Raw genomic sequence first — 13590 nt, forward strand, 5'->3', positions numbered from 1 at the left:
CTATATTCCGCCCCCTCTTTCACGCGCCCCGCCCAACGCGGGTCGCTTTACACTAGCTATGGGACCAACAACATGACCATCAACGCCATTCTGCAAGCGCGCGCGGGCGCCAAGTGTGAACTGTGCAGCGCCGAGCAGGCGCTGACCGCCTTCGTGGTGCCTCACTCCCCCGCCAGCGACGATGATCACAGCGTTGCTATCTGTGACACCTGCCGTGGTCAGCTGGAACAACCGGATACCCTGGTGGTCAACCACTGGCGTTGCCTGAGTGACAGCATGTGGAGCCAGGTGCCTGCGGTGCAGGTGATGGCATGGCGCCAGCTCAAAGCGCTCTCCGGCAAGGGTGAGGTGTGGGCTCAGGATCTGCTGGACATGATGTACATGGAAGACGAAGCCAAGGCCTGGGCTGAAGCTGGTATTGCTGACGAAGATGATGACAGCGTACCGACCGTTGACTCCAACGGCGCCGTGCTGCAAGAGGGCGACTCCGTTACCCTGATCAAGGATCTGGACGTGAAAGGCGCCGGTTTTACCGCCAAGCGCGGCACCCTGGTCAAGGGCATCCGTCTGACCAACAACCCGCTTCATATCGAAGGCAAGGTCAACGGCGTGCAGATCGTTCTGGTTGCGGCCTACCTGAAAAAGGCCTAAAGCCAAGGGCGATTGCTCTGCTGTCTACTACCAGAGCACATGCACAACGAAAAAGGATGGCGTCACGCCATCCTTTTTTATACCCGCTTGCCGCAAACGGCCAACTTGAGCCCATAACAGGCCAGCCAAAGCAAAAAGGCGCATCCGGATGGACGCGCCTTCTTTACAGGGCCGATACCGTTAACCGGCAGCGGAAACGGTTACTCAGGAGGAGAGCTTGCCATCCAGCTCGGCAATCTTGGCAGACCAGTAGGCCGGGCCGGTTTCGTGGATATTGTTGCCTTCGGAATCGACCGCAACGGTCACCGGCATATCTTCCACTTCAAACTCGTAGATCGCTTCCATGCCGAGATCGGCAAAAGCCACCACGCGCGCCTTCTTGATGGCCTTGGCCACCAGATAGGCGGCGCCGCCCACCGCCATCAGATAGACGGCCTTGTGCTGCTTGATGCTCTCGACGGTTTTCGGGCCCCGCTCGGATTTGCCGATCATGCCGATAAGGCCGGTTTCACCCAGCATCATGTCGGTGAACTTGTCCATACGGGTGGAGGTGGTGGGGCCTGCCGGGCCGACCACTTCGTCGCGCACCGCATCGACCGGGCCAACGTAATAGATAAAGCGGTTGGTGAAATCGACCCCTTCCGGCAGCCCTTCGCCATTTTTCAGCATGTCGGCGATACGCTTGTGGGCGGCGTCGCGACCGGTGAGGATCTTGCCGGAGAGCAGCACGGTATCACCGCTCTTCCAGCTGGCCAGCTCGGCCTTGGTGATGCCATCGACGTTGACGCGGCGCACGTTGCCACCCGCTTCACGGGTGATCTCCGGCCAGTCACTCAGTTTCGGCGGAGTCAGTTCGGCAGGGCCTGAACCATCCAGCTCGAAGTGAACGTGGCGGGTGGCGGCGCAGTTGGGGATCATCACCACCGGCTTGGAAGCGGCGTGAGTCGGCGCAGATTTCACCTTCACATCCAGCACGGTAGTGAGGCCGCCCAACCCCTGGGCACCGATCCCCAGCTTGTTGACCTTGTCGTAGAGCTCGACCCGCAGCTTCTCTTCAGTGGTTTGCGGGCCACGGGCGATCAGCTCCTGAATGTCGATGTGCTCCATCAGGGCCTCTTTGGCCAGTACCGCCGCTTTCTCGGCGGTACCGCCGATGCCGATGCCCAGCATGCCGGGTGGGCACCAGCCTGCGCCCATGGTCGGCACGGTTTTCAGCACCCACTCGACGATATCGTCAGAGGGGTTGAGCATCACCATCTTGGATTTGTTCTCGGAGCCGCCGCCTTTGGCCGCGATGCTCACTTCCACCTTGTTGCCGGGGATCATGTCGATATGCACCACGGCAGGGGCGTTGTCTTTGGTGTTTTTGCGACTGCCAGCCGGATCGGCCAGCACGGAGGCGCGCAGCGGGTTGTCAGGATTCGTGTAGGCACGACGGGTCCCTTCGTCCACCATCTCCTGCACCGTCATGTCGCTGTCCCACTGGACTTGCATGCCAATTTTGACAAAACAGGTCACGATGCCGGTGTCCTGGCAGAGCGGACGATGACCTTCGGCGGACATGCGGGAGTTGATCAGGATCTGGGCCAGCGCATCTTTGGCGGCCGGGTTGGCCTCACGGTCATACGCCGCTTTGGCAGCCTGAACAAAATCCAACGGGTGGTAATAGGAGATGTACTGGAGGGCATCTGCGATAGAATCGATGAAATCCTGTTTTTTTATAATGCTCATATCATCCTCACTGGTCCTTGTCTCTGCCACGGAGCAGGGCAAGGGCTTCCATATGATGGGCCGTGCTGACGTGCTGGCTAAAAACTATCAACCAGCAAAAAACGAACGACACGGCAGTTTTTTCTTAAGTCACCGACACCTATGATACGCTTGCCCACCAGCACCGACTAGGGTTCGGGAACCAAACTGTTGCCTGTGTAACATAAAATGACGCCAACACTTCATATCCATCATCTAGACCATAGTGCTGAACTCCATCAGCTTTTTGCCCACCTGCAACATCAGCCGTGGGCCATGTTGCTGGAATCGGCGGGGCCACTCGGTGCCGATAACGGCTTTGATATCATCACTGCCGATCCGCTGGCGACCCTCGAAACCCGTGGCGAGGTGACCACTCTGCGTGTCGGAGCGAATATCAGCAAACACCACGAAGATCCCCTCGCCCTGCTGGCCCATACCCAGCAACAGCTGCTGGGGGAGCTGGATCTGTGTGCCACTCACCTACCCTTTATTGGCGGCGCCCTCGGCCTGTTTGGCTATGATCTCGGCCGCCGCTTCGAGCGACTGCCAGTGCAGGCCGCCGCCGATATCGCAGTGCCAGACATGGCGGTGGGTATCTACGACTGGGCGCTGCTGCGCAATGTGGCAACCGGCGACTGGCAACTGGTGCACTGGGGGGATGAAGCGGGCCTTGCCAAGCGGCTGGCCTGGCTTGAGCAACAACAGGCCGCCCCGCTCCCCGCTTTTGCCTTGCAGGGGGAGTGGCAGAGCAATATGAGCCGCGCCGAGTATGGCGAGAAGTTTGCCCGCATTCAGGAATACCTTGCCGCAGGGGATTGCTACCAGATCAACCTGACCCAGCGTTTCAGCGCCCCCTATCAGGGGGATGAGTGGCAGGCCTATTGCCTGCTGGCAACCGCCAACAAGGCCCCCTTCTCTGCCTTTATCCGCTTGCCGGATAGCGCACTGTTGAGCCTCTCTCCCGAACGGTTCCTGCTGCTCGATGGCCGTCATATCGAAACCAAACCCATCAAAGGCACTCGCCCTCGCCACCCCGATCCGGCCACCGATCAGCAAGTCGCGCTGGAGCTGGCACAGGCCGACAAGGACAGATCAGAGAATCTGATGATCGTTGATCTGCTGCGCAACGATATAGGTCGGGTCAGCCGGCCTGGCTCGGTCAGCGTGCCTCATCTCTTTGCGGTGGAGTCGTTTCCAGCGGTACATCATCTGGTCTCCACCATCCACGGTGAGCTGGATGCACGCTGGCAAGGAGTCGATCTGCTGCGCGCCTGTTTCCCGGGTGGCTCCATCACCGGCGCCCCCAAGATCCGCGCCATGGAGATCATCGAAGAGCTGGAGCCCCAGCGCCGCAACGCCTATTGCGGCAGCATCGGCTATCTCAGCCAGCACGGCCGGATGGATACCAGCATCTGCATTCGCACTTTGATCGCCGAAGCGGGTCGTCTGCACTGCTGGGCCGGTGGCGGCATCATCGCCGACTCCGACGCCGACAGCGAATATCAGGAGACTTATGACAAGGTCGCCCGCATCCTACCGCCGCTGTCGGCGCTGTAACCCTCCCCACTGTCTGGCCAACGCACAGGAGAGCTCCCCGCCATGGATCGCCACGAACTGCTGACCCGCTTCCAGTTGCAGCGACCCGCCCCGGCCCATCGCCTCGCCATCGGCGGGCTAAGTCCGGCGGCAGTGTTGATCCCGGTGGTGATGCGCGATGAGGGGCTCAGCGTGTTATTGACCCGGCGCAGCCCACGGCTGCGTCATCATGGGGGGCAGATCAGCTTCCCCGGCGGGCGACAGGATCCCGGCGACGAAAACCTGATTGCCACGGCGCTGCGGGAGACCGAAGAGGAGCTCGGCATTCCGGCCCGACTGATTGAAGTGATCGGCACCCTCAACCCGCTCAATACCGTGTCACGATTCGAGGTGCTGCCGGTGCTGGGGCTGCTCGATGGCAACTATCCCCTCATCCTGAGTCCGGATGAGGTGGATCACGCCTTTGAAGTGCCGCTGACCCATCTGCTGGATCGGCGCAACCACATCCCCCTGACCCTTTCCAGAGGGGGGAAAGCGCACACCATCTACTGGATCCCCTGGCAACAGCACTTTATCTGGGGGGCTACCGCCAGCATGATCAACCAACTAGCCCAGCATCTCGCAAAATAACAATTTACCTACATTTGGCTGAGCAAGATTTAATCATTAACACTAAAATAACGTGCTAATTGATAAACAATAATTGAATTTTTCTTGTTTTGATCACATTTCCATAAGAAAGTGCGGTTTTTCGTGCCGTAAAGATGAATTTGATCAACATTTTTGATTAGAAAAACCGTATCCTTGCGCCGACTTAATAAGAACCACACATTCGGGGTGAGATAGATGTCAAACACAGTCACTGGCACGCAGGGAGTTGCGGCGTCAACAGAGCAAGGGATCCGCTCTACTCAAACCACTCGTTGGGAAAAACGCGACTCTACCTGGGTCATCAGTCTGTTCGGGACCGCGGTTGGCGCGGGGATCCTGTTCCTGCCGATCAACGCGGGTATGGGCGGTTTCTGGCCGCTGGTCGTCATGGCGCTGCTGGTAGGTCCCATGACCTATCTTGCCCACCGTGGTCTGGCCCGCTTCGTGCTCTCCTCCAAAAAGCCAAATGCAGACATCACCGAAGTGGTGGAAGAGCACTTTGGCGTGGGTGCCGGTAAATTAATCACCCTGCTCTACTTCTTCGCCATCTACCCCATCGTGCTGATCTATGGCGTGGGTATCACCAACACCGTGGAAAGCTTTATGGTCAATCAGCTGCAGATGAGTGCCCCACCGCGCTGGATCCTCTCCATCGTGCTGATCATGGGCATGATGTCGGTGATGCTGGCCGGTGAAAAGCTGATGCTGAAAGTGACCGAGCTGCTGGTTTATCCGCTGATCGCCATTCTGGCCGGTATCTCTTTGTACCTCATTCCGGACTGGACCGGTGCCGCGCTGGAGCAAGTGCCCTCTGCCAAGGATTTCGCCACTACCCTGTGGCTGACCATCCCGGTACTGGTTTTCTCCTTCAACCACAGCCCGGCCATCTCCAGCTTCTCTCTGGCCCAGCGCCGCGACCACGGTGATCAGGCTGTCGAGAAAGCCGATGCCATCCTCAAGCGTACCGCCATGGTGCTGCTGGGCTTCGTGATGTTCTTCGTCTTCTCCTGCGTCATGAGCCTGACTCCGGCCCAGCTGGCGGAAGCCAAGGCTCAGAACATCGCCGTGCTCTCCTATCTGGCCAACCAGCATGCCAGCCCCATCATCTCCTACTTCGGTCCGCTGGTTGCGTTCGTCGCCATCGTCTCCTCCTTCTTCGGCCACTATCTGGGTGCCCGTGAAGGTCTGAAGGGGATGATCGTGCAGAACATGCGCAAGTCCGGCAAAGAGCCGAACGCCAAGAAAGTCGAGATGTTCATCATCGCCTTCTTCATCCTGACCCTGTGGGGTACTGCCATTGCCAACCCCTCCATCCTGGGCATGATTGAATCCTTGGGCGGCCCGATCATCGCTACCATCCTGTTCATCATGCCGATGTACGCCATCAAGCGCGTACCGGCTATGGCGAAATATCAGGGCCATATCAGCAACGTCTTCGTTGCAACCATGGGCATGATCGCCATCTCCGCCATCCTCTATCAGCTGGTCGGTTAATCCCCTACCTGCCGCTGATAGCAAAAAGCCAGCCGAACACTCGGCTGGCTTTTTTTATTGCGTTGTCCCGTCCTGAATAGTCTTGCCACTCATCACGCAGTTATTGCAGCCACAGCACCTGAACTCACACAACAACCAAGGAAACAACCCTTATCCGGCAACCACATCATGATGTTTCAGGGCTTCGCACCGAACCTCGACCAACAAAAATGCCAGTCGGGTAAGCGACTGACATCTCTTGCGGAACACTGACAATCTCTGGCTTAGAGTGGCTGTACTTCCAACAGGAATGGCGTGATACCGGTGATTTCAGGAATGCCGATCATCAGCGTATCTTTCTGGCCATTGCTGTTACCCGGCTTCATAGCCAGATAAGCAGTGACACTGGCGTTACGATTGGCAAAATCACGCATCTTTGTTTCCCAAAGCCCCTCATAAATTTTTCCGTCTTTGATATCAGCAGGCCCTGTCAAAGTATTGAAGCTGCACTCCTTCCAGCCAGTCAGCGTCAGCTTGTTCAGACCTGGAGTGTTGGCCTCTGTCTCACCGCTGACAGTACACCCCTCTATAAACTGGATGGTCAGCTTGACTCCCGAGCCATTGTTGCTGCGCTCGGTTTTGAAATCCTGAAACAGTGCGCTCTCCCCAAGGTTGTACCAAGAGTCCGCGTTGATAGGCGCAGTGACCATCGGCTGCAATGCCACTTGGCCGCCCCAATTCTGAATAGTGAGCGCTGAATCGATTTTGGCTTTGACGGGTCGATAATCGAGTACCCAGAGTGACTGGCTGCTTCCCGCCGTATCTGGCACAGACGCCACCTTGACCAACCCATCGACATTGGTATTGGACTTTTGCTCAGCCGAGTCGAAGGTACTGGGTTGGCTTTTGTTCACCAGCAACGACAACGTCAGTGGGTAACCCTCACCTTTATTCAGAGAAGAGAAGCCTTGAGGGAAGGTATAAGTGCTGACTGTGGCACTTCTTTTCTCAGCAATGTTCATCGCCCAACCCGTACCCTCTGTGGACGCCGGATAGACAAGACCGACCGCACGATAACTGTCGTTGACCGGACGGTTGATTAACTGCCCCTGAGCGTCCATCAGGACGGGGAGATAGACGCCAGCCACCGGCAGCGCCCTCGGTTGCGGCTCCGGTGGCGTGGTACCACCACCACTATCTCCGCCACCACCACCGCAACCAACCAAACCTAATGCACCAATAATTGCCCACGAAAGCGTAGTTTTTTTCATTATTTAATCTCGTTTTTTAGCCTGAACCTTATTATTCCGCAGCTATTTTAACGGGGCAGCACCCGCACTGTCTGTCGGCTATTTGTAACCAAACATTTCATCAAAATGAATGTTTTCTTGCGCACTCCTCTCCTCAACACATTTAGGCCCGCTGATATAAAAAGCCCCTCACAGAGAGGGGCTGAATCGAAAAATCGAGCTACCGGCTCACGCCTCGCTGCTGGGCAGCGCGGAAGGTTCCAGCAGGGTTTCATCTTCGGCCATGCAAGCTGCGGCGGTGAACAACACGTCGGTGGAGCTGTTCAGCGCTGTCTCGGCAGAATCCTGCAGCACGCCGATGATAAAGCCGACGGCTACCACCTGCATGGCGATGTCATTGCTGATGCCAAACAGGCTGCAGGCCAGCGGGATCAGCAGCAAGGAGCCGCCCGCCACACCGGAGGCGCCACAGGCACTGATGGTGGCGACCACGGAGAGCAGAATGGCCGTTGCCAGGTCCACTTCCATCCCCAGGGTATGTACCGCCGCCATGGCCAGCACAGTGATGGTGATGGCCGCACCTGCCATGTTGATGGTGGCACCCAGCGGGATGGAGACAGCGTAGGTATCTTTGGGCAGGCGCAGTTTTTCACACAGCGCCATGTTGACCGGAATGTTGGCGGCAGAGCTGCGGGTAAAGAAGGCGGTCACGCCGCTCTCTTTGAGGCAGGTCAGCACCAGCGGATAGGGGTTGCGCTTGATCTTCCAGAAGACGATCAATGGGTTGACCACAAAGGCGATAAACAGCATGCAGCCGATCAGCACCACCAGCAGTTGAGCATAGCCAAACAGGGCATCGAAGCCGGTCTCTGCCAGAGTGGAGGCAACCAGACCCAGGATCCCGAGCGGAGCACAGCGGATCACCGCTTTCACGATGGCGGAGACACCGTGAGACAGGTCAGTGATCAGCGCCTTGGTGCTCTCGTTGGCATGGCGCATGGCGATACCCAGACCGATGGCCCACGCAAGGATCCCGATATAGTTGGCATCCATCAACGCCTTGACCGGGTTGGTCACCACGTTGAACAGCAGGGTCTGCAGTACCTCGGTGATCCCGCCGGGCGGGGTGATCTCGGCAGTATTGGCCACCAGATGGAGGTTGGAGGGGAACAGGAAGCTGGCAATCACCGCGACCACGGCCGCAGAGAAAGTACCAAACAGGTAGAGCGCCAGCAGCGGGCGAATATTGGTCTTCTGACCCTGCTTGTGACCAATGATGGCCGCCATCACCAGTACGAATACCAGCAGCGGAGCTACCGCTTTCAGTGCACCAACGAACAGACTGCCAAGCAGACCTGCCGTTTTCGCCCACTCGGGCGCAAACAGTGCCAGCAAGATACCGAATACCAGACCAACCAGGATCTGGCTGACCAGACTGGTGCTATTGACCAGCCGAAGGAGGGGGTGTTGTTGTGTCATCAAAAAAGTCCCTAAGCACCGTAGTGCATGAATCATGAGTCCTGTCTGCAACCACTCATCGGGAGACCCCTGTCGCCCGAATGTGGTGTCTGTGGCCAGCCTTCTGTCGGGCCGATCCGCCAGTCACCGGATTGCATGACGGAATATCCCATTCGCCATCTTTTTTTTCCAGAGACTCACCAAAAAATATCCCGTTTCCATCACAAAAAACCGCAACAAAACCTTAACCACAGCGCAACCACCCATTTTTGTACGTTTTATCGACACTCTCTACCCTTGCCCTCACGACCATTCCTGTGTCATCCGTGACCGGCGTCGCTGTGCTATCATCCCCCATTTGCCGCGGAGCCTTGCCATGATCCCATCCCTGCTCAACCAATATTTTGGTTTCTCCGCACTCAGACCTGGTCAGGAGGCGGTGATCAGCCGGGTGCTGGTTGGTCAGAGTGCCGCCGCCATCTTTCCCACCGGCTCCGGCAAGTCGCTCTGTTATCAACTGCCTGCCCTCGCCCTGCCTCACCTGACCCTGGTTATATCGCCGCTGCTGGCGCTGATGCACGATCAACTCGCCTTCCTTAAAAGCAAGGGAATAAGCGCCGCTACCCTCGACTCTAGCCAGAACCCGGAGGAGAGCCGACGAGTGATGCAGCAGGCGCTGGATGGCCAGCTCAAGATCCTGATGATCTCGGTGGAGCGCCTCAAGAACGAGCGCTTTCGCCGCTTTATCCAGCAAGTGCCGCTCTCGTTGCTGGTCGTCGATGAGGCGCACTGTATCTCGGAGTGGGGCCACAACTTTCGCCCCGACTACCTCAAGCTGCCGAGCTATCGCCATGACCTGAAGATCCCGCAGGTATTGCTGCTGACCGCTACCGCCACGCCGGCGGTGATTCAGGATATGCAGACCAAATTCGGCATCGCGCCAGAGGGGGTCGTGGTCACCGGTTTCTACCGCCCCAATCTTGATCTGGCGGTCATTCCCCTGGCGCCCGACGCGCGGGATGGCTGGCTCGCGCAGGAGTTGGCCAACGATCCGGCGGCCCCCACCATCGTCTACGTCACCTTGCAACACACCGCCGAAGCCTGTGCCGAGCAACTCGTTAGAGAAGGGATCAACGCCCGTGCCTATCATGCCGGACTCGACTCGGCGCTGCGCAGCCAGATCCAGCACGACTTCATGGCGGGCAAGGTGGCTTGCATCGTCGCTACCATCGCCTTTGGCATGGGGATCGACAAAGCGGATATCCGGCGAGTCATTCACTACGATCTGCCCAAATCCATCGAGAACTACAGCCAGGAGATTGGCCGCGCCGGACGGGATGGCCAGCCATCGCACTGTATTGTGCTGGCCAACCAGAGCCAGCTGCCGGTGCTGGAGAACTTCGTCTACGGCGATACGCCGGATTTGAGTGCCATCCTCCAGCTCCTTGCCATCATCAAGCAGAGCGGGAACGAGTGGGAATTCACCCTGCTGCGCCTATCCAACGACACCAATATACGCCAGTTGCCCCTTAAAACCCTGCTGGTCTATCTGGAGATGGCGGGCATCATCACCCCGGCCTACAGCTACTACGCAGATTACCGCTTCAAGTTTGTGCTGGATAAAGGCGAGATAGTGAGCCGCTTCAATCCGGAACGCCGCCAGTTTCTGGAGCAGCTGTTCGCCTGTGCCCCGCAAGCCCGCAGTTGGTGCACCATGGACTTTGACGCCCTCTGGCAGGGCTATCAGGGGGAGCGACAGCGGGCGGTTGCGGCGCTCGACTACCTGCAGCAGCAAGGCTGGATCGAGCTTGAAAGCAAGCAGATGACCGAGGTCTACCGGATCACCCGTCAGGAATGGGACAACGAGCAGGAAGCAAATGCCCTGCATGCCCTGTTCCTGCAAAAAGAGCAGAGCGAGCTGGCCAGACTGCAAGCCATGCTCGACTTTTTCACCTCGGATGAGTGCCTGAGTCACCGCCTCGCACGCTATTTTGCCGATGAGGTGGCGCCGGTTCATTGTGGCCACTGTTCGGTTTGTCGCGGCGAGGTGGCACATCTTCCTCCCCTGCCCCAACTGACCATGCCAAACGAGGCGGGGATCCGCGCCTGGTGCGATCCGCTCATTGCCAAGACAGGTTCGGTGGATGCTCGTGTTCTGGCCCGTTTTTTGTGTGGTATCGCCACACCGCTGACCAGCCGGGTCAAGGCCAAATCGCTGGCAGGCGCAGGCCAGTTGGCCGCCCACCCGTTTGCCCGCGTCCTCGCGGCAGTGCAACAAGCCTACCCTTGATAGATGAGTGCTGGCGGCGTCAATAGCCACCAGCAGAAACAAGCGTTTACAGACACAGAAAAAGAAGACCCTCGCGGTTGCGAGGGTCAAGCCAACGGAAACGTGCTTAAACAGAGCTTGGTGAGGCAACAGTCAACTCTCTTGCTAAAGCATCTTGCTGCTCACACCTCGCCAATCTAGGGCACTCAAAATGTAGCGTCAATGTAAAAATTAGAGCTAAAACTCCAAACAAAGTGATTTACGTTGACGTTCACGTAATGACATTCTCATCCATAACCCCGCCAACCCGCAGCCCCATTGCCTTTCGTCAAACTCCTTAATCTTTTCGCAATAAGTTCCCTGTTTCCCATAAACATTTATTTTTTATGTCTTTGACATTTACCTCACTATCGTGGCAAAAATAATTTAACAGTCAGTAACATAGCGGTGTTGTTGACTGACCCTCCCCGCACAAGGATCGGGCAGGTTTCTTCAGAATTTAACCTATCAACCGTGATGGATTACTGGAGTCTGTTGACTAGGCTTTAAAAGCGCACAACACAAAAGCAGTCATCCACTTTTTTCAGGGTAAGCGACTATAACGAGGGCAAAGTTATGGGCATATTCGAGCATTACCAACAGCGATATGAAAAAGCGAGAGAAGAGGAATATACCATCCAGGAGTTCCTGGATATGTGTAAGCAGGACAAAGCCTGCTACGCCTCCGCAGCCGAACGTCTGCTGACCGCCATTGGTGAGCCGGAGATGGTAGACACCTCAGCCAACCCCAGACTGAGCCGACTCTTCTCCAACCGCGTCGTGGCACGCTATCCCGCCTTCAAGGATTTCTACGGGATGGAAGAGGCCATCGAACAGATCGTCTCCTACCTCAAACACTCCGCCCAGGGGCTGGAGGAGAAGAAACAGATCCTCTATCTGCTGGGCCCCGTTGGCGGCGGTAAATCCTCGCTGGCAGAGAAACTCAAATCCCTGATGCAGAGGGTGCCCATCTATCGCATCAAGGGCTCACCAGTCAATGATCACCCCTTCTGCCTGTTCGATATCGAAGAGGATGGGGAGATCCTGGAGAAAGAGTACGGCATCCCGCGCCGTTACCTGCGTCCCATCATGTCCCCCTGGGTGGCCAAACGCCTGCACGAGTTTGGCGGCGACATCACCAAGTTCAAGGTGGAGAAGGTCAACCCCTCCATTCTCGATCAGATTGCCATTGCCAAAACGGAACCGGGTGATGACAACAACCAGGATATCTCCTCACTGGTCGGCAAGGTAGACATCCGCATGCTGGAGCACTTCGCCCAGGATGACGCCGATGCCTACTCCTACTCAGGCGCGCTGTGTAAAGCGAACCAGGGGGTGATGGAGTTTGTCGAGATGTTCAAAGCCCCCATCAAGGTGCTGCACCCGCTGCTGACAGCGACCCAGGAGGGTAACTACAACGGTACCGAAGGGCTCTCCGCCCTCCCCTTTGACGGCATTCTGCTGGCCCACTCCAACGAATCCGAGTGGCAGCAGTTCCGCAACAACAAGAACAACGAGGCCTTCCTCGACCGGGTCTACATCGTCAAGGTGCCTTACTGCCTGCGGGTGTCGGAGGAGGTGAAGATCTACGAGAAGCTGCTGATCAACAGCGAGCTGACCGAGGCCAAATGCGCTCCGGGCACCCTCGAGCTGCTGGGCCAGTTCTCGGTACTGTCACGGCTGAAAGAGCCGGAAAACTCCAGCATCTACTCCAAGATGCGGGTCTATGATGGCGAAAGCCTGAAAGACACCGATCCCAAAGCGAAGAGCTATCAGGAGTATCGCGACTACGCAGGTGTGGACGAGGGGATGAATGGTCTCTCTACTCGCTTTGCGTTCAAGATCCTCTCCCGCGTCTTCAACTTCGACCACGCGGAAGTGGCCGCCAACCCGGTGCATCTCTTCTATGTGCTGGAGCAGCAGATCGAGCGCGAGCAGTTCCCGCAAGAGCTGCACGATCGCTACCTTGAGTTCATCAAGGGTTATCTGACTCCGCGTTATGTGGAGTTCATCGGCAAGGAGATCCAGACCGCCTATCTCGAGTCCTACTCCGAGTACGGTCAGAACATCTTCGATCGCTACGTCACCTACGCCGACTTCTGGATCCAGGATCAGGAGTACCGTGACCCCGAAACCGGCCAGCTGTTTGACAGAGCGTCCCTCAACAGCGAGCTGGAGAAAATTGAAAAACCCGCCGGGATCAGCAACCCGAAGGATTTCCGTAACGAAATCGTCAACTTCGTGCTGCGTGCCCGGGCCAACAATGCAGGCCGTAACCCCAACTGGACCAGTTACGAGAAGCTGCGCACCGTGATCGAGAAGAAGATGTTCTCCAACACGGAAGAGCTGCTGCCGGTTATCTCCTTCAACAGCAAAACCTCGGCCGAGGAGCAGAAGAAGCACGATAACTTTGTCGAACGGATGATGGAGAAAGGCTACACCCGTAAACAGGTGCGACTGCTCTCCGAATGGTATCTCAGGGTACGCAAGTCATCCTGACCCTGACTGTTC

General features: G+C 57.2%; 9 protein-coding genes. 6 read left to right on the top strand and 3 right to left on the bottom strand.

The genetic code is table 11. The annotated features are described in order from the left end of the window. Positions 1–72: 72 nt before the first annotated feature. The gene (locus ACTG2W_RS02910; protein ID WP_005333203.1) at positions 73–651 is read left to right on the top strand and encodes a PhnA domain-containing protein; all 579 of its coding nucleotides are present in this window, start codon (positions 73–75) and stop codon (positions 649–651) included. 204 nt (positions 652–855) lie between these two features. Here the strand turns inward: ACTG2W_RS02910 and ACTG2W_RS02915 are convergent, their stop codons facing one another. Beyond that, complete coding sequence (locus ACTG2W_RS02915; RefSeq protein WP_005351759.1) at positions 856–2382, bottom strand: fumarate hydratase; 1527 nt, start codon at positions 2380–2382, stop codon at positions 856–858. Positions 2383–2676: 294 nt separating this feature from the next. On the opposite strand from ACTG2W_RS02915, the gene pabB reads away from it, so the two are divergent. From pabB to ACTG2W_RS02930, 3 genes are all read left to right on the top strand, one after another. Continuing rightward, positions 2677–3960 carry an aminodeoxychorismate synthase component I gene (pabB, locus tag ACTG2W_RS02920; protein ID WP_235657007.1) on the top strand — a complete coding sequence of 428 codons (1284 nt, stop codon included), beginning with the start codon at positions 2677–2679 and terminating at the stop codon, positions 3958–3960. Positions 3961–4002: 42 nt separating this feature from the next. Beyond that, positions 4003–4569 carry a CoA pyrophosphatase gene (locus ACTG2W_RS02925; RefSeq protein WP_005351753.1) on the top strand — a complete coding sequence of 189 codons (567 nt, stop codon included), beginning with the start codon at positions 4003–4005 and terminating at the stop codon, positions 4567–4569. A 216-nt stretch (positions 4570–4785) separates the two neighbouring features. Further along, positions 4786–6084, top strand: a complete 1299-nt coding sequence (locus ACTG2W_RS02930) for a serine/threonine transporter (RefSeq protein WP_106843342.1) — start codon at positions 4786–4788, stop codon at positions 6082–6084. 263 nt (positions 6085–6347) lie between these two features. On the opposite strand, the gene ACTG2W_RS02935 is transcribed toward ACTG2W_RS02930, so the two are convergent. Both ACTG2W_RS02935 and sstT read right to left on the bottom strand, forming a co-directional pair. After that, positions 6348–7334 carry a hypothetical protein gene (locus ACTG2W_RS02935; protein ID WP_106843341.1) on the bottom strand — a complete coding sequence of 329 codons (987 nt, stop codon included), beginning with the start codon at positions 7332–7334 and terminating at the stop codon, positions 6348–6350. 207 nt (positions 7335–7541) lie between these two features. Then, positions 7542–8792 (bottom strand): serine/threonine transporter SstT, encoded by a 1251-nt coding sequence (sstT, locus tag ACTG2W_RS02940; RefSeq protein WP_106843340.1) that lies wholly within the window; start codon positions 8790–8792, stop codon positions 7542–7544. A 355-nt stretch (positions 8793–9147) separates the two neighbouring features. Here sstT and ACTG2W_RS02945 point away from each other — a divergent pair, with 355 nt between their 5' ends. Together ACTG2W_RS02945 and ACTG2W_RS02950 are read left to right on the top strand one after the other, a co-directional pair. Next, a complete protein-coding gene (locus ACTG2W_RS02945) occupies positions 9148–11061 on the top strand; it encodes a RecQ family ATP-dependent DNA helicase (RefSeq protein WP_440016032.1) in 1914 nt (637 codons plus the stop codon). Between the two features lie 594 nt (positions 11062–11655). Further along, positions 11656–13578: a PrkA family serine protein kinase gene (locus tag ACTG2W_RS02950; RefSeq protein ID WP_106843338.1), complete on the top strand. Its 1923-nt coding sequence runs from the start codon at positions 11656–11658 to the stop codon at positions 13576–13578. The last annotated feature ends 12 nt before the right edge of the window (positions 13579–13590 follow it).

The organism is Aeromonas sp. 96A (assembly GCF_051919165.1).
Taxonomy (GTDB): domain Bacteria; phylum Pseudomonadota; class Gammaproteobacteria; order Enterobacterales; family Aeromonadaceae; genus Aeromonas; species Aeromonas veronii.

What these genes read in the sequence shown, in the direction of transcription:
- ACTG2W_RS02915 (WP_005351759.1), bottom strand. Translation starts at nt 2,382, where the DNA reads ATGAGCATTATAAAAAAACAGGATTTCATCGATTCTATCGCAGATGCC.
- ACTG2W_RS02935 (WP_106843341.1), bottom strand. Translation starts at nt 7,334, where the DNA reads ATGAAAAAAACTACGCTTTCGTGGGCAATTATTGGTGCATTAGGTTTG.
- ACTG2W_RS02945 (WP_440016032.1), top strand. Translation starts at nt 9,148, where the DNA reads ATGATCCCATCCCTGCTCAACCAATATTTTGGTTTCTCCGCACTCAGA.
- ACTG2W_RS02930 (WP_106843342.1), top strand. Translation starts at nt 4,786, where the DNA reads ATGTCAAACACAGTCACTGGCACGCAGGGAGTTGCGGCGTCAACAGAG.
- ACTG2W_RS02950 (WP_106843338.1), top strand. Translation starts at nt 11,656, where the DNA reads ATGGGCATATTCGAGCATTACCAACAGCGATATGAAAAAGCGAGAGAA.
- sstT (WP_106843340.1), bottom strand. Translation starts at nt 8,792, where the DNA reads ATGACACAACAACACCCCCTCCTTCGGCTGGTCAATAGCACCAGTCTG.
- ACTG2W_RS02910 (WP_005333203.1), top strand. Translation starts at nt 73, where the DNA reads ATGACCATCAACGCCATTCTGCAAGCGCGCGCGGGCGCCAAGTGTGAA.
- ACTG2W_RS02925 (WP_005351753.1), top strand. Translation starts at nt 4,003, where the DNA reads ATGGATCGCCACGAACTGCTGACCCGCTTCCAGTTGCAGCGACCCGCC.
- pabB (WP_235657007.1), top strand. Translation starts at nt 2,677, where the DNA reads ATGTTGCTGGAATCGGCGGGGCCACTCGGTGCCGATAACGGCTTTGAT.